This is a genomic window from Streptomyces sp. NPDC005496, from assembly GCF_042872045.1.
Taxonomy (GTDB): domain Bacteria; phylum Actinomycetota; class Actinomycetes; order Streptomycetales; family Streptomycetaceae; genus Streptomyces.
The window spans coordinates 377,192-393,863 of record NZ_JBIAJQ010000001.1; the positions used below are offsets into that span (position 1 = coordinate 377,192).

At 72.7% G+C, this 16,672-nt stretch carries 16 protein-coding genes; 5 read left to right on the forward strand and 11 right to left on the reverse strand.

Going from position 1 to position 16,672, the window contains the following annotated elements; genetic code table 11:
* Positions 1-162: 162 nt before the first annotated feature.
* From ACFYQQ_RS01855 to ACFYQQ_RS01870, 4 genes are all read right to left on the reverse strand, one after another.
* Positions 163-837 (reverse strand): GntR family transcriptional regulator, encoded by a 675-nt coding sequence (locus tag ACFYQQ_RS01855; RefSeq protein WP_355794400.1) that lies wholly within the window; start codon positions 835-837, stop codon positions 163-165.
* Between the two features lie 398 nt (positions 838-1,235).
* Entirely contained in the window at positions 1,236-2,174 is a 939-nt protein-coding gene (locus ACFYQQ_RS01860) for a beta-ketoacyl-ACP synthase III (protein WP_355782764.1), read from the reverse strand.
* Positions 2,175-2,332: 158 nt separating this feature from the next.
* Entirely contained in the window at positions 2,333-2,467 is a 135-nt protein-coding gene (locus ACFYQQ_RS01865; RefSeq protein ID WP_356176056.1) for a hypothetical protein, read from the reverse strand.
* Positions 2,436-3,767: an OFA family MFS transporter gene (locus ACFYQQ_RS01870; protein ID WP_355782761.1), complete on the reverse strand. Its 1,332-nt coding sequence runs from the start codon at positions 3,765-3,767 to the stop codon at positions 2,436-2,438. The genes ACFYQQ_RS01865 and ACFYQQ_RS01870 overlap by 32 nt, the downstream gene beginning before the upstream one ends.
* A 307-nt stretch (positions 3,768-4,074) precedes the next feature.
* Between ACFYQQ_RS01870 and ACFYQQ_RS01875 the strand changes: the two genes are divergently transcribed.
* Positions 4,075-5,046: a 2-dehydropantoate 2-reductase gene (locus ACFYQQ_RS01875; protein ID WP_355782758.1), complete on the forward strand. Its 972-nt coding sequence runs from the start codon at positions 4,075-4,077 to the stop codon at positions 5,044-5,046.
* Positions 5,047-5,201: 155 nt separating this feature from the next.
* Positions 5,202-6,050: a formate dehydrogenase accessory sulfurtransferase FdhD gene (fdhD, locus tag ACFYQQ_RS01880; protein WP_355782756.1), complete on the forward strand. Its 849-nt coding sequence runs from the start codon at positions 5,202-5,204 to the stop codon at positions 6,048-6,050.
* Positions 6,051-6,165: 115 nt separating this feature from the next.
* On the opposite strand, the gene ACFYQQ_RS01885 is transcribed toward fdhD, so the two are convergent.
* Positions 6,166-6,708, reverse strand: coding sequence for an isochorismatase family protein (locus ACFYQQ_RS01885; RefSeq protein ID WP_355782754.1), 543 nt, complete (start codon positions 6,706-6,708; stop codon positions 6,166-6,168).
* 292 nt (positions 6,709-7,000) lie between these two features.
* Here ACFYQQ_RS01885 and ACFYQQ_RS01890 point away from each other — a divergent pair, with 292 nt between their 5' ends.
* Together ACFYQQ_RS01890 and ACFYQQ_RS01895 are read left to right on the forward strand one after the other, a co-directional pair.
* Positions 7,001-8,878: a sialidase family protein gene (locus ACFYQQ_RS01890; RefSeq protein WP_355782753.1), complete on the forward strand. Its 1,878-nt coding sequence runs from the start codon at positions 7,001-7,003 to the stop codon at positions 8,876-8,878.
* 10 nt (positions 8,879-8,888) lie between these two features.
* Positions 8,889-10,124, forward strand: coding sequence for a hypothetical protein (locus tag ACFYQQ_RS01895; RefSeq protein WP_356176064.1), 1,236 nt, complete (start codon positions 8,889-8,891; stop codon positions 10,122-10,124).
* Here ACFYQQ_RS01895 and ACFYQQ_RS01900 read toward each other — a convergent pair.
* On the reverse strand, positions 10,018-11,070 hold the full coding sequence (locus ACFYQQ_RS01900; RefSeq protein WP_355794395.1) for a bile acid:sodium symporter family protein: 1,053 nt from the start codon (positions 11,068-11,070) through the stop codon (positions 10,018-10,020). The genes ACFYQQ_RS01895 and ACFYQQ_RS01900 overlap by 107 nt on opposite strands.
* 162 nt (positions 11,071-11,232) lie before the next feature.
* Here ACFYQQ_RS01900 and ACFYQQ_RS01905 point away from each other — a divergent pair, with 162 nt between their 5' ends.
* Positions 11,233-12,102 carry a LysR substrate-binding domain-containing protein gene (locus tag ACFYQQ_RS01905; RefSeq protein WP_356176067.1) on the forward strand — a complete coding sequence of 290 codons (870 nt, stop codon included), beginning with the start codon at positions 11,233-11,235 and terminating at the stop codon, positions 12,100-12,102.
* A gap of 134 nt (positions 12,103-12,236) precedes the next feature.
* Here the strand turns inward: ACFYQQ_RS01905 and ACFYQQ_RS01910 are convergent, their stop codons facing one another.
* The 5 genes from ACFYQQ_RS01910 to ACFYQQ_RS01930 form a co-directional block, all read right to left on the reverse strand.
* Entirely contained in the window at positions 12,237-12,692 is a 456-nt protein-coding gene (locus ACFYQQ_RS01910; protein ID WP_355786772.1) for an RICIN domain-containing protein, read from the reverse strand.
* A gap of 178 nt (positions 12,693-12,870) precedes the next feature.
* Entirely contained in the window at positions 12,871-13,863 is a 993-nt protein-coding gene (locus ACFYQQ_RS01915) for an ArsR family transcriptional regulator (protein WP_355786774.1), read from the reverse strand.
* Between the two features lie 247 nt (positions 13,864-14,110).
* Entirely contained in the window at positions 14,111-14,485 is a 375-nt protein-coding gene (locus ACFYQQ_RS01920) for a hypothetical protein (RefSeq protein WP_355786777.1), read from the reverse strand.
* Between the two features lie 144 nt (positions 14,486-14,629).
* Positions 14,630-15,475 carry an RNA polymerase sigma factor SigF gene (locus tag ACFYQQ_RS01925; RefSeq protein ID WP_355786778.1) on the reverse strand — a complete coding sequence of 282 codons (846 nt, stop codon included), beginning with the start codon at positions 15,473-15,475 and terminating at the stop codon, positions 14,630-14,632.
* Between the two features lie 147 nt (positions 15,476-15,622).
* A complete protein-coding gene (locus tag ACFYQQ_RS01930; protein ID WP_355786781.1) occupies positions 15,623-16,615 on the reverse strand; it encodes an alpha/beta hydrolase in 993 nt (330 codons plus the stop codon).
* Between the last annotated feature and the right edge of the window lie 57 nt (positions 16,616-16,672).

A 16,672-nucleotide genomic window follows, 5' to 3' on the forward strand; every position in this document is an offset into this window, starting at 1 on the left:
ACGAATTGCCGCAGACTTTCTCCACTCACAGGACAAAGACGGGCGAGGAGAGGGCCCCCGGGGCCAACAGCCCTTGCCCGATGGGCTCTTGAGGGGCACGCAAAAGGGCGGCGGCCGTCGTGGCCACCGCCCTGCCAATAGCTCCCGCCCTGCGGGCCGGCCTTACCGCTCGCGCTCGTGGTACGTCTTGCGGGTGTGCTCCGTGTGGGCGCGGGACACCGCCGTGGCCCGCTCCTCGTCGTGGTCGGCGATCGCGGCGATCAGCTCGCGGTGCTCCTCCCAGGACCGGTGGCCGCGCTGGCGGGCGACGGGGGTGTAGTACCAGCGGACGCGCCGCTCGACCTGCGCGGCGAGTTCCGCGAGGACCGTGTTGCCCGCGAGTTCCATCACCTTGGTGTGGAAGCGGGCGTTCAGGGCGACCGCGGTGTCCACGTCGTCGGCGGCGACCGCGCGCTCGCCCTCGGCGCACAGCTCCTCCAGGACGGCGATGCCCGCGTCGTCCGCCGAGGTGGCGGCGAGCCTGGCCGCCTCGGCCTCCAGGAGCGTACGGACCGTGAGGAGCTGGTCGGCCTCCTGCTCGGTCGGCTCGTGCACGAACGCGCCCTGGGCGGGCCGGAGATCGACCCAGCCCTCGGTGTTGAGCCGCTGGAGTGCCTCGCGTACGGGCTGGCGGGAGACGCCGAGGTGTCCGGCGAGCTCGCTCTCCACCAGGTGCTGCCCCGGCAACAGGGCGCGGGTGATGATGAGTTCGAGCAGGGCCTCGTAGACGCGGTCGCGCAGCGGGCCGGGACGTTCGAGCCTGGGCACCGCCCCCTGCGGCAGTCCGGTGGACAACATCGCGGTCTCCCCTCTGGGCAGCGGCGGCACCGGGCGACCAGTGGTCACGGCGCGGCTCCGTGAAGTCAGTATGAATTGCCTTTCGTCTACAGTCTACGGCGCACAATGACCAGACCGGGCGAGGGTCGCGCTCGTCACACCGCCCCCGACGAGGGCACTCCCTCGGACTCCGGGACCTAGGGCCTGTCGTTTGGATCAGGCCGGTGTCGCGGGGTCTGGCACGCACATCTGCGGCGTTGTCGTCGGTCGCCGACTCCCCCACTCTCGGCTCCGCTCGAGCGGGGGGACCCCCATCGCTTCGACTCCCTCCTCCGCCTTGCAGCTGCACGCACCAGACCCCGCTCGGGTCGGCCGGGACGAACCGTCTGTCACGGCCGACCTGATCCAAACGACAGGCCCTAGGGGCAGCGGACGACCTGTCCCGCGTACGACAGGTTCCCGCCGAAGCCGAACAGCAGGACGGGGTCGCCCGAAGTGATCTCCCCGCGCTCCACGAGCTTGGACAGGGCGAGCGGGATGCTGGCCGCGGAGGTGTTCCCGGAGTCGACCACGTCGCGTGCCACCACCGCGTTCACGGCGCCGATCTTCCCGGCGAGCGGCTCGATGATGCGCAGGTTCGCCTGGTGCAGGACGACCGCGGCGAGGTCCTCGGGGGCGAGTCCGGCGCGTTCGCAGGCCTGGCGGGCGATGGCGGGCAGCTTGGTGGTGGCCCACCGGTAGACGCTCTGGCCCTCCTGCGCGAACCGGGGCGGGGCGCCCTCGATGCGCACGGCGTGGCCCATCTCCGGGACCGAGCCCCACAGCACCGGGCCGATCCCCGGCTCGTCCGACGCCTCGACCACGGCGGCCCCCGCGCCGTCGCCGACCAGGACGCACGTCGTGCGGTCGGTCCAGTCAGTCACCTCGGTCATCTTGTCGGCGCCGATCACCAGCGCCCGGGTCGCCGCCCCGGCCCGCAGCGAGTGGTCGGCGAGGGCGAGGGCGTGGGTGAACCCGGCGCAGACGACGTTGACGTCGAGCGCAGCCGGGGAGGGGACGCCGAGGCGGGCGGCGACCCGGGCCGCCATGTTCGGTGAGCGGTCGATCGCCGTGGAGGTGGCGACGAGCACCAGGTCGATGTCGCGCGGGCCCAGGCCGGCGGCGGCGAGCGCCTTGGCGGCGGCGTGCCCGGCCAGCTCGTCCACCGGTTCGTCGGGCCCGGCGACGTGGCGGGTGCGGATGCCGACGCGGCTCCTGATCCACTCGTCGCTGGTGTCGACCAGGCCCGCCAGGTCCTCGTTGGTGAGCACCTTGGCGGGCTGGTAGTGACCGACGGCGGCGATCCGTGAGCCGTTCATGGGTGGGTCCCCTCGTTGCCTTGGGTAGCGGGATCCACCAGTCTGATCAGTGACTCGCGGGTACGACGGCAGGTGATGCCACAGGATTGCGGCGCCATGCTTGTCGGCTTCTGTCAGGCCGTCGGACGCCGGCACACCTTACGTACGCGTGCCCGCCCTCACCCGGTGAACAGCTGCTTGGCCTTCAGTACGAGCTCGTAGAGCCCGTAGCACAGCGGCGCCCCCACCCAGACCCAGGCGAGCGCCACGAGCCACCGGCGGTCAGGCTGACTCGGACTGCTCTCGCTCGGCATCGGCGGCCTCCCTCGGCGCGGGGATGTGGTGACGGGTGTGGACGGGGCGTACGAACTCGTTGGCGACGAGGCCGACGAGCAGCAGGCCGATCATGATGAGGAACGACAGGCCGTAGAGCGACGCCCCGTGCTTGCCGGCGTCCTCCTGCCGGTCCGCGATCCAGTTGACGATCAGCGGACCGAGGACGCCCGCCGTGGACCAGGCGGTGAGCAGCCTGCCGTGGATCGCGCCGACCTGGTGGGTGCCGAAGAGGTCCTTCAGATAGGCGGGGATCGTCGCGAAGCCGCCGCCGTAGAAGGAGAGGATCACCAGCGCGCAGACGATGAACAGTGGTTTGGAGGAGTCCCCGAACCAGGCGATGAGCGCGTACATCAGGGCGCCCACGCCGAGGTAGACGCGGTAGACGTTCTTGCGGCCGATGAGGTCGGAGGTCGAGGACCAGCCGATGCGGCCGGCCATGTTGGCCGCCGAGAGCAGCGCGACGAACCCGGCGGCGGCGGAGACGGACACCGGTGTCGAGCTGTCGGCGAAGAAGTCGGTGATCATCGGCGCGGCCTTCTCCAGGATGCCGATGCCCGCGGTCACGTTCGTGCAGAGCACGACCCACAGGCACCAGAACTGGGGTGTGCGCACGGCGCTCTTCGCCGTCACCTGGACGCCGTCGACAGCGCTCGGCCCGGCCGCGACCGGCCGCTCACCGCGCGGCACCCGCACCAGCAGCACGCCGAGGGACATGAAGACGGCGTACGTCAGTCCGTGCACCAGGAAGGCGAGGGCGATGCCGGTGGAGTCGGAACCGTAGGACTCCAGCATCCGCGCCGACCAGGGCGAGGCGATGAGCGCGCCGCCGCCGAACCCCATGATCGCGATTCCGGTGGCCATGCCGGGCCGGTCGGGGAACCACTTGATGAGGGTCGACACCGGGGAGATGTAGCCGATGCCGAGGCCTATCCCGCCGACGAAGCCGTAGCCGAGGACGATCAGCCAGTACTGCTCGGTGGCGGCGCCCAGCGAGGCGATGAGGAATCCGGAGGAGAAGCAGACGAGGGCGACCGTCATGGCCCAGCGCGGCCCGTTGCGCTCCACGAGCGTGCCGCCGAAGGCGGCGGACAGGCCGAGCATGACGATGCCGAGCTGGAAGGGCAGGGCGCTCTGGGTGCCGCTCAGGCCGAGCGCGGACTCCAGCGGGGGCTTGAAGACGCTCCAGGCGTAGGCCTGGCCGATGGCGAGGTGGACCGAGAGGGCGGCCGGCGGGACGAGCCAGCGGCTCCAGCCCGGCGGTGCGACAGGGGGGCTCATGATCCCGAACGATAGGAAGCGGTTGCTCCGTTGGGAACCCGCTCGGCGTCGACGGCCGGGCGGTCTGCGACGAGCGGTCCCTCTGGCGCGACGAACGGTCGGTGCGACCGGACGAACGGCTTCCGGATGGCCCCCGCGGGTCCGGCCGGCGGCCTCCCGCGGCGGCCTCGGTCCCCTGCCGGCCGGGGAGGGGCGGTTTGCCCGTGCTGCGCGAAGTATTGCCGCCTCTCATTCCATCCTGTAGACAATATTTCGTCGACACAGTGCGACAGTTCCTCGGTACCCTCGATCGGACGGAGCTCACCAAGTGAAAGTCGCAGTTCTCGGCGCCGGTGCGATCGGCGCCTACGTCGGTGCGGCGCTGCACCGTGCGGGCGCCGACGTGCATCTCGTCGCCCGTGGGCCGCATCTCGCGGCCATGAGGCAGCACGGCGTCCGCGTGCTCAGCCCGCGCGGTGATTTCACCGCGCGCGCCCACGCCACCGACGACCCGGCCGACATCGGCCCGGTCGACTTCGTGTTCCTCGGCCTCAAGGCCAACTCGTACGCGGCGTGCGGGCCGCTGATCGAGCCCCTGCTCCACGACACCACGGCGGTCGTCGCCGCCCAGAACGGCATCCCCTGGTGGTACTTCCACCGGCACGGCGGACCCCACGACGGCCACCGCGTCGAGAGCGTGGACCCCGGCGGCGCGGTCAGTGCGGTGCTCGCGCCGGAACGGGCGATCGGCTGCGTGGTGTACGCCGCGACCGAGCTGGCGGGACCGGGCGTCGTCCGCCATCTCGAAGGCACGCGCTTCTCCGTCGGCGAGCCCGACCGCTCGGTGTCGCCGCGCTGCACCGCGTTCAGCGAGGCCATGCAGGCGGGCGGCCTCAAGTGCCCGGTCGAACCCGACCTGCGCAACGACATCTGGCTCAAGCTCCTCGGCAACATCTCCTTCAACCCCATCAGCGCGCTGGCCCGCGCGACGATGCGGCAGATGTGCCTGCACGGCGGAACCCGCAAGGTCATCGAGATCATGATGACCGAGACGCTCGCCGTCGCCGAGGCCCTCGGCTGCGAGGTCGGGGTGTCCATCGAGCGGCGGCTCGCGGGCGCCGAGCGCGTCGGCGACCACCGCACCTCCACGCTCCAGGACCTGGAGCGCGGCAAGCCGCTCGAACTCGACGTGCTGCTGGCCGCCGTCGTCGAACTGGCCGAGATCACCGGCGTCCCGGTGCCCACCCTGCGCACCGTCCACGCCATCTCGGACCTGCTCGCGCTGCGGACGGCCGCCTGAGCGCGCCGGGCGGACCGCCGCCGCGTTCCGCCGGTGCGGGACAATGGGACGCCGGGGGTCACCTCGCCGCACGACGGCCGGTGACCCGCGGGCCACCTCCGCAGCAAGGGCCGCTCTCGGCCACCAGCACGTACAGAACCGGGGCTGATCAGGACATGGGACGAGTCACGGAACGACGCAAGGTGATCCGCGTCCGGGACGGCGTGGTGAGCACCCGCCCCGACACGCTGGTGGCCGAGGAACCGCTGGAGATCCGGCTCAACGGCAAGCCGCTCGCCATCACCATGCGCACGCCGGGCGACGACTTCGCGCTGGCGGCGGGCTTCCTGGTCAGCGAGGGGGTGCTCGGCGCGGCGGACGAGCTGCAGAACATCGCGTACTGCGCCGGCGCGACCGTGGACGGCTCGAACACGTACAACATCGTCGACGTGCGGACCGCTCCCGGCGTGGTCGTCCCGGACATCACGCTGGAACGCAACGTGTACACGACCTCGTCCTGCGGTCTGTGCGGGAAGGCGAGCCTGGACGCGGTCCGCACGACGGCCCGCTGGACGATCGACGACACTCCCCCGGTGCGGCTGGAGCCGGCGCTCCTCGCGGGTCTCCCCGACCGGCTCCGCGAGGCGCAGCGGGTCTTCGACCGGACCGGGGGCCTGCACGCGGCGGCCCTGTTCGACGAGGACGGCGAACTGCTCGACATCCGGGAGGACGTGGGCCGGCACAACGCCGTCGACAAACTCGTCGGCCGGGCGCTTCAGAGCGGCGCGCTGCCGCTGTCGCGGGCGGTGCTGCTGGTCTCGGGCCGGGCCTCCTTCGAGCTGGCGCAGAAGGCGGTGATGGCGGGAATCCCCGTGCTGGCGGCGGTGTCGGCCCCCTCGTCGCTGGCGGTGGACCTGGCCGCCGAGACGGGACTGACGCTGGTCGGCTTCCTGCGCGGCGCCTCCATGAACGTGTACGCGGGTGAGCACCGCATCGCCCTGCGGGCCGCGGTCGCACAGGGCTGACCGGCTCCCCCGCGACACGGCGGCGGGGCCCCGACCGGCGGGGAGCGCCCCCTGCGCCGGCGGGGCCCCGCCCGTATCCGTCCCGTACCCGTCCCGCCGGCCCGTTTCCCCGACCTCAGCCGGTGGTGAAGCGGACCTCCGAGGAGTGCACGACCGTACCGAGGCGCGGGAAGTCCAGGCCGACGGAGGCCTCGTGCTCGGGGGCGGTCAGCGCGGCCATCGCGTCCTCGACGAACACCAGGTCGTAGCCGAGGTCACCGGCGGCGCGGGCGCTCGACTCGACCCCGAGGTTGGTGGCGACACCGCCGAACACCACGGTGGTGACCCCGCGCTCGCGCAGGCGCTCGTCGAGACCGGTGCCCTGGAAGGCGCCGATCGTCCGCTTCACGATCTCGATGTCGCCGTCCGCCGCGAGCCCGGCGACCAGACCGCTGCCGGGCGGCTGTTCGGCGACGCCCTGCCGTTCGACCCGGACGAGTACCACCGGCGCCCCGACGGCCCGGAAGGCGTCGGCCAGCCGCTCGGCGGCCGCGAGGACTTCGGGACCCTTCCGCGGCTCCAGGGGCAGCCCGACGATGCGGTCCATCAGGTCGACGAGGACCAGTGCGGAGCGTGCGGGGTCGAGGGCGAGACGGGGCTCGGCTTCAGGTGCGGTCATGACGGAACGTTAGCCCGCGCCCGCCGTCCGTACCGGAAATCCGGATCGACGGCTGTGTGAACTGCTCCCGTTCGGCGGCCGGGGGCGGGGCCATCCGGGTGCGGTCCCGGCATCGCGCGCGAGGGTGCTTCCGGCGTGCCGCAGGCGATCGGGGCGCGGGCCGGACGCCGCCGCGCCGATCCCCGGCCGCACGGTTCTTGTGGGGCCCGGAAGGCCCAAGTAGCGTCTGTGCCGCGAACGTTGGACGTGGGATGTCCAGAATGTCCAGACGCCTGAAGGGCAGGGCCGCACCATGCCGTCGAGTCTCCGCACCCGTCTGAGATCCACTCTCACCGCCGTCCTCACGACCGCCGCGCTGCTGGCGTTACCCGGCCCCGCGAGCGCCGAACAGGCGCCCGCGGCAGGCGAGTACGAGCAGCAGGTCCTCTTCCGCGCCTCCCAGGACCCCGGCTACGCCTGCTTCCGCATCCCCGCCGTCGTCCGGACCACCGAGGGCACCCTGCTGGCCTTCGCCGAGGGCCGCGTCCTCAACTGCGGCGACTCCGCCGACATAGACATCGTGGTCAAGCGCTCCACGGACGGCGGACGCACCTGGGGCCCGCTGCGGGTCGTGAACGAGGGCGGCGGCGACACGCACGGCAACCCGGCCCCCGTCGTGGACCGCCGCACCGGCCGCATCCTGCTGGCCGAGACCTACAACACGGGCCGCACCGACAGCGGCAGCTGCTCGGTGCCCTGCGACCGGACCCCGCACCTGCAGTACAGCGACGACGACGGCCTGACCTGGTCGCGGGCCCGTGACCTGAGCGACGAGATACTGCCCGCCCACTGGAACTCCTGGTACGCCACCGGTCCCGTGCACGGCGTCCAGCTCACCCGCGGCAAGCACGCCGGACGGCTGGTCCTCACCGTCAACACCGAGACCTGGAACGGCAGCCGTGTCACCGCCAACCACGCCGCGCTGATCACCAGCGACGACGGCGGCGACCACTGGGACATCGGCGCGACGGACTCGTGGCCGGTCGCCGACGACGGCACCTTCCGCCAGAAGCCCTCCGAGATGACCCTCACCGAACGCGCCGACGGGGCCCTCCTGGTCAGCGGCCGCGAACAGGACGGCACCGACCTCGGCCACCGCACCCAGACCCTCAGCCATGACGGCGGCGACAGCTTCGTGACGCCCTTCCGCGACATCCCCGACCTCTACACCCCCCAGGTCCAGGGCTCCGTGCTGCGCCTCGGCGGCCGGCTGCTGCTGGCCTGCCCCGGCGACCCGGACCGCCGGCGCACCATGATGATCCGCTCCTCCTACGACGGCGGGCGCACCTGGGAGAGCGTGGACCGCGGGACGGTCGTCACCACCGACTGGTCCGGCTACTCCGACCTGGTGCGGGTCGACGGGGAACGCGTGGGGCTGCTGTACGAGGGCGGCGCGGTCGACGCCCGCGACGAGATCCGCTTCGCCCGGTTCACCGAGGACTGGCTCGCCCCCCGCCGCGGCCCGGACCCGACCACGGCCGACCGCGCTCCCCACGCCCGGCGCGCCCTGGTCCTCGGCGGCGCCGGCACCACGGCGGGCGTGAGCGGGAACGCCCTCCTGTTCGACGGCACCGACGACGCCGTACGGCTGCCGTACAGCGAGCGGCTGCCGCTCGGGACCAAGGACTTCACGGCCTCCCTGTGGTTCCGCTACACCGCCACCGCCGGCGAGCAGCCGCTGCTGTGGATGGGCGGCATCGGCACCTCCCAGCCGCAGGTGTGGCTGCGCGGCGAGCCCGCGTCCCACCGGATCACCGGGCTGATCACCGCGAGGAACGGCGCGGCGCCCCCGGCCACCGCCTCGGTGCGCACCGCCGACGCGTACAACGACGGCGAGTGGCACCATCTCGCGCTGCGCCGCGGCGGCGGACGGCTCACCCTCCTCGTCGACGGCGCGGCGCTCGGCACGGCGGACGTCCCGGGGTCGGTGAGCCGCAACTCGCCGTTCGGGGTGCACGTCGGGCAACGCATGGACGGCCGCGCCCACTTCACCGGCGCGGTCGACGAGGTCAGGGTCTACGACCGGGCGCTGAGCAACGAGGAACTGGCAGCCGTCCGCTCGGGTGAGCCCGCCGGGACCCGGGACACCGTCCTGTGGCTGCCCATGGACCGGGTGACCGCGGGCCACTAACGTCCCGTCCGTGCCCGACGACCCACGAGCACGACGACGGACGGGAACCGGCCTCGGTGTCCTGCTGGCCCTGGTCTGCGCGGCCGTGCTGCTCACCGCCCTCCCGGACCACGACCGGGAGGGCGGCGGGGCGTGCGCGGCCCGCACGTTCACGTCCTGGAAGACCGAGGGGAGGCTGACGGACGAGTTCGCCCGGTACGGCGACGACCCGGCGCGCACCGACGACTGGACCGGCGGCGACGGCACCCACTCGCTGCGGCTGCCGGACGGCCGGGTCCTGTGGCTGTTCTCCGACACCTACCTCGGCCGGGTGCACGGGCCGCCCAACCCGGTCGGCGAGTCCTACGCCTGGCGCGACACGACCGCGCCGCTCGTGCGCAACTCGGCGGTGCTGATGTCCCGGTCGGGCCGCCTGGAGCGCACGCTGCCCGCGCCGCTGTTCCCCGATCCCGGGGCCGGGCAGTGGCGCTGGCCGGTGGCGGCCCGGGTCGAGCCCCGCTCTCCCGGCTCCCCGGACCGGGTGGTCCGCGTACTGCTGTGGACCCGCGCGGCGGGAGCGGCGCCGTGGATCTACGGCGTGCCCACGGCCACCGAGGTGGCCACCCTCTCACTGCCCGGACTGCGGCTCGAAGGCGTCCGGACGGTCCTCGACCAGCGCTCCGTCGCGGACGCCTCCCGGCGCGTGCTGTTCGGCACCACGACGCTGGACGAGGGCGACTGGACGTACGTCTTCGGCGGCACCGACGCGCAGGCGACGGCGCGTCCCACCTCCACGGCGTACGTGGCGCGCGCACCGCGCGGCCGGCTCGGCGAGCCGGGCGCCTGGGAGTACTGGGACGGCTCGCAGTGGGCGGCGCGGGCCCGCCCGGCCCCGGTGCTCGGGGACGGCCGCCGCCGCGGCGTGGGCAGCGCGTTCACGGTGGTGCGCGACGGCGGCACGTACGTCCTGTTCACGATGGCCGCCGGCACCCGGGGCCTGACCACGGTCACGTCGTACTGGGCGTGCTCGCCGACCGGCCCGTGGCGCGGGCCCGCACGGGGTTTCAGCCCCCCGCTGCCCGCAGGCGAGGTGGCCGCGTACAACCCGCAGGCGCATCCGGCGCTCGGCGCCGACGGCCGCCTGGTCCTCAGCTACGACGTCAACTGGCTGGATCCGACGGGGGTTTCCGCGCAGGCGAACCTGAGCCGGAACGTGTCCCTGTACCGACCGCGATTCGTGACGCTGCGGCTGGGGCCGCCTCGCTGACCGGCAGCGGGTCGCGGGAGCGGCGCTTGGCGATCACCGCGCACACCATCAGCTGCATCTGGTGGAAGAGCATCAGCGGCAGCACCGCGAGCGAGGCGTGGGCGCCGAACAGGACGCTGGCCATGGGCAGCCCCGAGGCGAGGGACTTCTTGGAGCCGGCGAACTGGATCGCGATGCGGTCCTCGCGGTCGAAGCGCAGCGCCTTGGTGCCGTACCAGGTGAGTGCCAGCATCACGGCGAGCAGGACGGCCTCGACGACCAGCAGTCCGGCCAGCCGCGCGGCACTGACCTGGTGCCAGATGCCCTGCACCATGCCCTCGCTGAACGCGGTGTAGACGACCAGCAGGATCGAGCCGCGGTCGACGTACCCGAGGACCTTCTTGTGACGGGTGACGAACCCGCCGATCCAGCGGCGGAGCAGCTGCCCGGCGAGGAACGGGACGAGCAGCTGAAGCACGATCTTCACCAGCGAGTCGGCGGAGAAGCCGCCGCCGCTGTTGCCGAGCAGCGCCGCCGCGAGCAGCGGGGTGAGCACGATGCCGGCGAGGGAGGAGAAGGAGCCCGCGCAGATCGCGGCGGGCACGTTGCCGCGCGCGATGGAGGTGAAGGCGATCGACGACTGGATGGTCGACGGTACGAGTGTCAGGAACAGCAGGCCCTGGTACAGCGGGTCGGTCAGGAGGACCGGCACGAGTCCGCGGGCGGCCAGGCCGAGCAGCGGGAAAACCACGAACGTGCAGACCAGGACGGTGACGTGGAGCCGCCAGTGGCGCAGTCCGTCCATCGCCTCGCGGGTGGACAGCCGCGCTCCGTAGAGGAAGAAGAGGAAGGCGATCGCGACCGTGGACGCGCCCGACGCCACGTCGGCCCCCGTACCCCGCGCCGGGAAGAGGGCCGCCAGGCCCACCGTCCCGAGCAACAGCAGGATGTACGGGTCGATCGGCATCCAGCTGGGCCACTGCAGGCGTTTCACGGTGCTCCACTGCTTCGTTCGGTGCGTCGTTCGTCTCGGACGGGGCGTGCCCTCTCCATCGTCCTCCTCCGGGCCATGATCGGGAATCCGTCATACCGCTCTTACTGTCATCGCGTACCGCGATAGCGTGGGGGCGTGTACGACCCCTCTCATCTGCGTACCTTCCTGGCCGTGGCTCAGACACTGAGTTTCACCCAGGCCGCCCGCAGGCTCGGGCTGCGCCAGTCCACCGTGAGCCAGCACGTACGCCGCCTGGAGGACGCCGCGGGCCGCAGGCTCTTCACGCGGGACACCCACTCCGTGGAGCTGACGGAGGACGGCGAGGCGATGCTCGGCTTCGCGCGGCGGATCCTGGAGGTGCACGAGCAGGCGAGCGCGTTCTTCGCCGGGACGCGGCTGCGCGGCCGGCTGCGCTTCGGCGCGTCGGAGGACTTCGTGCTCACCCGGCTGCCGGAGATCCTCGAAGGTTTCCGTCATGACCATCCCGAGGTCGACCTGGAACTGACGGTGGAGCTGTCGGGCACCCTCCACGAGCGGCTGGCCGGGGGGAAGCTCGACCTGGTGCTGGCGAAGCGCCGTCCCGAGGACCCGCGCGGCGAGCTGGTCTGGCACGACGAGCTGGTCTGGGTCGGCGCCGAGCGGCTGCGGCTGGAGCCGGACCGCCCGGTCCCGCTCATCGTGTACCCGCCGCCGGGCATCACGCGCGCCCTCGCCTTCGAGGCGCTGGAGCGACAGGGCCGCCCGTGGCGCGTCGTCTGCACGAGCGGCAGCCTCAACGGCCTCATCGCCGCGGCCCGCGCCGGACTCGGCGTGATGGCCCACTCGCGGGGCCTGGTCCCGCCGGGTCTGGTCCGGATGCCGGAGCGGGCGGGACTGCCCGAGCTGGGCGAGGTCGACTTCGTCCTGGTCCACGGCCGGCGCCGTCCCGCGGCCCAGGACGCGGCGGACGCGCTGGCGGCGGCGATCCTGAGCGGCGGCGACCGGCTGCAGCGGGGGCGCGGATAGCGGGCCGACGGGGCCGGCCGGACGGTGCGTGGACACACCGCCCGGCACGACTCCCCCACCCCCGTGACTTGCCGGGGTCTCCGCCCTACGGTCCGCGCCGGACCGCTCCCGCCCGGCGGTTCACGTCCGCGGGACTAGACCCATTGCTGGTAGATGCCGCCGTTGCAGGCGACGAGACGGACTCCCTGGGTGGCGCTCCCGTCCAGGCACCGGCCGGACTGAACGTGCCTGATCTCACCGGTGGTTCCGGTGGGACGCCACTTCTGATAGCTGCTCCCGTTGCAGGCGACGAGACGGACGCCCTGGGTGACGCTCCCGTCGAGGCACCGGCCGGACTGGTAGTGCCTGATCTGGGCGGAGGCGTCCCAGAAGTAGTCCCACTTCTGGTAGGTGCTCCCGTTGCAGGTGTTGAGCCGGACCCCTTGGGACGCACTCCCGTCGAGACACTGATTGGCGTACGCCAGGTTGTCCCAGGTGTTCCAGACGGTCGTCGTCGCCTGGGCCGGTGCGGCGAGCAGGGCGGTCACGGCGAGGGTCGCCGCGGTCCCCCCGGCCAGTGCTGTCGCCCGGGACAGGGCACGTTTGATCATCAACGGTCTCCTTCTCGTCAGTGGCTCTTCGACGGGCGCACCCGGCACGATCGCCGTGCGGTCCGGAGTCCGGCGCCTCCCCCGACGCGCCGGACGCCATGAATGCTCCGGGTTGCCGACACGGGCGGCCACGCCCTTAAGTCACGGCTTAAGGGGCCACTGCCGTGCCCGGGTGGCGCTACCGGTTCCCGTCGAGCAGCTCGCGGCCCAGGGCGGTGGCCATGTGCAGCACGGAACTCCCGCGCCGGCTGGTGGTGATGAGACGTGCGTCGCGCAGCGCCTTGGTGTGCTGGCTGACCGCCGGCGCGGAGACGCCGAGCCGCGCGGCCAGCTCGGTGGTGCTGCACCCGCCGGCGGCGACCCGCAGGGCGGCGGCCCTGGTACGTCCGAGCAGGGCGCCCAGGGGATCGTCGGTGACCGCGCCCCCGGTGTGCCACAGCGCCGCGCCGACGGCCGGGTCGGTCACGGCGGGCACGGTCAGCCGCGGCACCGCCTCGTCGTCGTACGGGTCGTACAGCAGGCTGAACCGGCGCCAGGAGAACACGGTCGGCACGAGGATCAGCCCTCTGCCGCCCAGCTGGACCTCGACCGGGCGGGGGTGGCGCAGCTCCAGCACGGGCGGCCGCCAGCGCACCAGCTGAGGGCTCAGTCCGGCCAGCAGGGCTTCGACGCCGCCCTCCATCACCGTGCTCGCGTACTGCGCGCGGACGACGTCCAGTTGAGACCGCAGCGCCGTCCAGTACGGGGCGACGGCCACCCGGTGGCACGCCACGAGGCCGGCCGCGAGGGCTCGCCGGGCGTCGGCGCCCCCGTCGGCCACGGATCTCGCCCACGGCATGTGGGCGGGGCTGACGCCGACGGGCTCCAGCTCGCGGCGTAGCAGGGTGCGCGGTGCCCGCAGCAGGGCCTCCACGGCGTGGTCGATGTCGGGCGAGTCGCCGGCGAGCGCCAGCAGATCGAGGCCGGGGCCCCGGCTCGGCAGCAGGGCGAGGAGCGGCCCGGCGTCCTCGCCGAGCCGGCCGGCCACAGAGGCCCGCCACCGCCGGAAGGGTCCCGGGAGGGAACGCCCGCGCAGCATCTCCAGGCCGTAGTACGTCTCCGCAGCGGCCCCGACGGTGCCGGCGACGCGGGTGCGGGCGAGATCCTCCGCGGTGAAATGAATGCGCAGCACCACACACCCCCGTCACGGAGCGGGGACACCCTCGGCTGCGGGGTCGGTCCCGGCTGCCGCCCCCGTGGCGACCGACACATCGTCGTCCGGGACGAGCGCAACGGACAACGCGTTTTCCGGACCTTCGCCACGGGGGGGGCGTCCACGGTTCCGGGGAGCCCCTCGGTGCCTGGCCGGTCAGGATGCCGTACCCGTCCGAAGGGGGGCGGTCCGCCGCTCCCGACACCTCGCGGCCCCGGGGGTCACGTCACGGACCCGGGGTCTTGCCCTCGGCCGCTCGCGCCGTCGCCACGTAGTCCCGCAGCATCGCCTCGAACTCCTCGGCCGCGAGTTCGCAGTCCTCGAACTGCCCGTGGAGGTCGACCAGTCCGACGGTCCCGGCGCTGACGCGTTCGACCCCGGCCGACATGGTCGACAGGGAGAATCCCGACCCCCACCGCCGCGAGTCCGCGCACCACGCCGCCAGGTACGTCTCCGCGGCTCCGGCCGAGGCGATCCCCATGACCAGGGTCTCCACCGCGAGTCGCAGGTTCTCGTCGTCGGCGGGTTCCCTGGCCGCGACCCAGTCGTCGTCCTCGTCCAGGGTGAACGTCCATACGGCTGGGCGGGCGGGGCTGGCCATGACACCTCGTCGTCTGCGGACCGGAGCGGTTGCCACCACCATGGTGCCAACAGCTGCCGCGCCCACCGCCGCCCGCCCCGGAAGCCGGGGCGCCCGCGTCGGGTTGCGCTCCGGGCGGACGTGTCGACGCCGGCGTCCGAGGGGTCAGCGGGTGGTGAGCATGCCCTCGCGCAGTCGCGCCAGCGTGCGGGTCAGCAGCCGGGAGACGTGCATCTGCGAGACGCCCAGGCGTTCACCGATCTGCGACTGGGTCAGCTCCTCGACGAACCGCATGTGGATGATCTGCCGGTCCCGCTCGCCCAGTTCGGCGATCAGCGGCGCCAGCGCGTGGAAGTCCTCCACCAGCTCCAGAGCGGCGTCGTCGGCGCCGATGAAGTCCGACAGCGCGCTCTCGCCGTCCTCGCTGCCCGAGATCGCGGCGTCGAGAGAGGCGGAGTTGTAGCCGTTCGACGCGAGCCGCGCCTCGATGACCTCTTCCTCGGTCAGGCACATCAGCTCGGCGAGTTCCTTCACGGTGGGCGCCCGGTCCAGGCGTCCGCGGAGCTCCTCGGTGGCGCGGGCCAGGTGGACCCGGGCCTCCTGCAGCCGCCGCGGCACGTGCACGGCCCACGAGGTGTCGCGGAAGAACCGCTTCATCTCGCCCACGATGTAGGGAATCGCGAAGGTGGTGAACTCCACTTCGCGGGACAGCTCGAACCGGTCGATCGCCTTGATCAGCCCGATCATGCCGACCTGGACGATGTCCTCCATCTCCTGCGGCCCGCGGCTGCGGAAGCGTCCCGCCGCGAAACGGACCATGGACATGTTCATCTCGATCAGCGTGTTGCGCGCGTAGCTGTACTCGGGTGTCCCCTCCTCCAGACGCGCCAGCTGGTCGAAGAAGAGTCGGGACAGCTCGCGGGCGTCCCGCGGAGCGACCTTGCAGGGATCCGCGACCTCCGGTAGCTCGGCTATGTGCGTGTCCGCCGTCACCGTGCCCGTGAGTGCCATGATGTTCCCCTCCAGTAGCCGATCGACCGCTTCCGTCCTCTGTGAAGCCGCCGACGACAGGTCGCCTACCCCGGCATCCCCCGTGCATGCCTGCCATCTCCTCGACGTCCCCGAGGTCGGTGACGTGCACGCGGCCGCCGCCCGGGGTCACACGACCTCCGAGACCGTTTCGAGCCAGGTGAGGAGCAGGCGGTTGACCTCGTCGGGGCGCTCCTCGGGGAGCCAGTGGCCGCAGCCGTCGAGCAGGTGGGAGGAGACCAGGCCGGGCAGCGTCACCGGGTACGCCTCGATGGCGTCCGCCATCCAGGTCGTGGAGGCGTCGAGCGTTCCGCCGATGAACAGGGACGGTTGCGTGACCGGCGAGCCGTCGAGTCGCCTGAGGTCCTCCCAGTCGCGGTCCATGGCGCGGTAGCGGTTGATCGCTCCGGTCACGCCGGTACGTTCGAACTCCCCGGCGTAGAAGTCGAGATCGGCCTCGGTGAGCCAGGACGGCAGGCGCCCCTGGGGGAACCGTTCGCGCAGCGTGCCTCCGTCGGCGACGAAGTGCGGGTCGGGTTCGTGCGGCCCCGGCATGGTGTCGGCGGACAGGGCCGCGTAGAAGCCGGCGAGCCAGCCGCGGACGTCGGGTTCGATCTCGGCCTCGGCCCGGCCCGGCTCCTGGAAGTACGAGACGTAGAACTCCTGGTCCCCTCCCATGCCCGCGAAGACGTCACTGGGCCGGGGGCCTCCGGGCGGGGCGTAGGGGACGCTCATGAGGCCCACCGCGCGGAAGACCTCGGGGTGGAGCAGGGCCGAGGTCGCCGCGATGTTCGAGCCCCAGTCGTGCCCGACGATCACGGCCGTCTCCTCACCCAGGGCGTGGACCAGGCCCACGTTGTCCTGGACGAGGGCCCGCATCCGGTACTCATCGGTCGCGGACGGCGTGGAGGAGCGGCCGTAGCCGCGCACGTCGAGGGCCACGGCGCGATATCCCGCCGCCGCGAGCGCCGGGAGCTGGTGACGCCAGGCGTACCAGGACCCGGGGAATCCGTGGACGAGCAGGACCAGTGGCCCCGCGCCCTGTTCGACCAGGTGCAGTCGTACGCCGGATGTCTCGATGGTGCGGTGGCGCGGCGTCGCGGACGGCTGGCGCTCGTTCATATTCTCTCCTCGCACTGGCGGTGGCCTCGGCCCCGCACCGATCATGCGTCGCGCCGC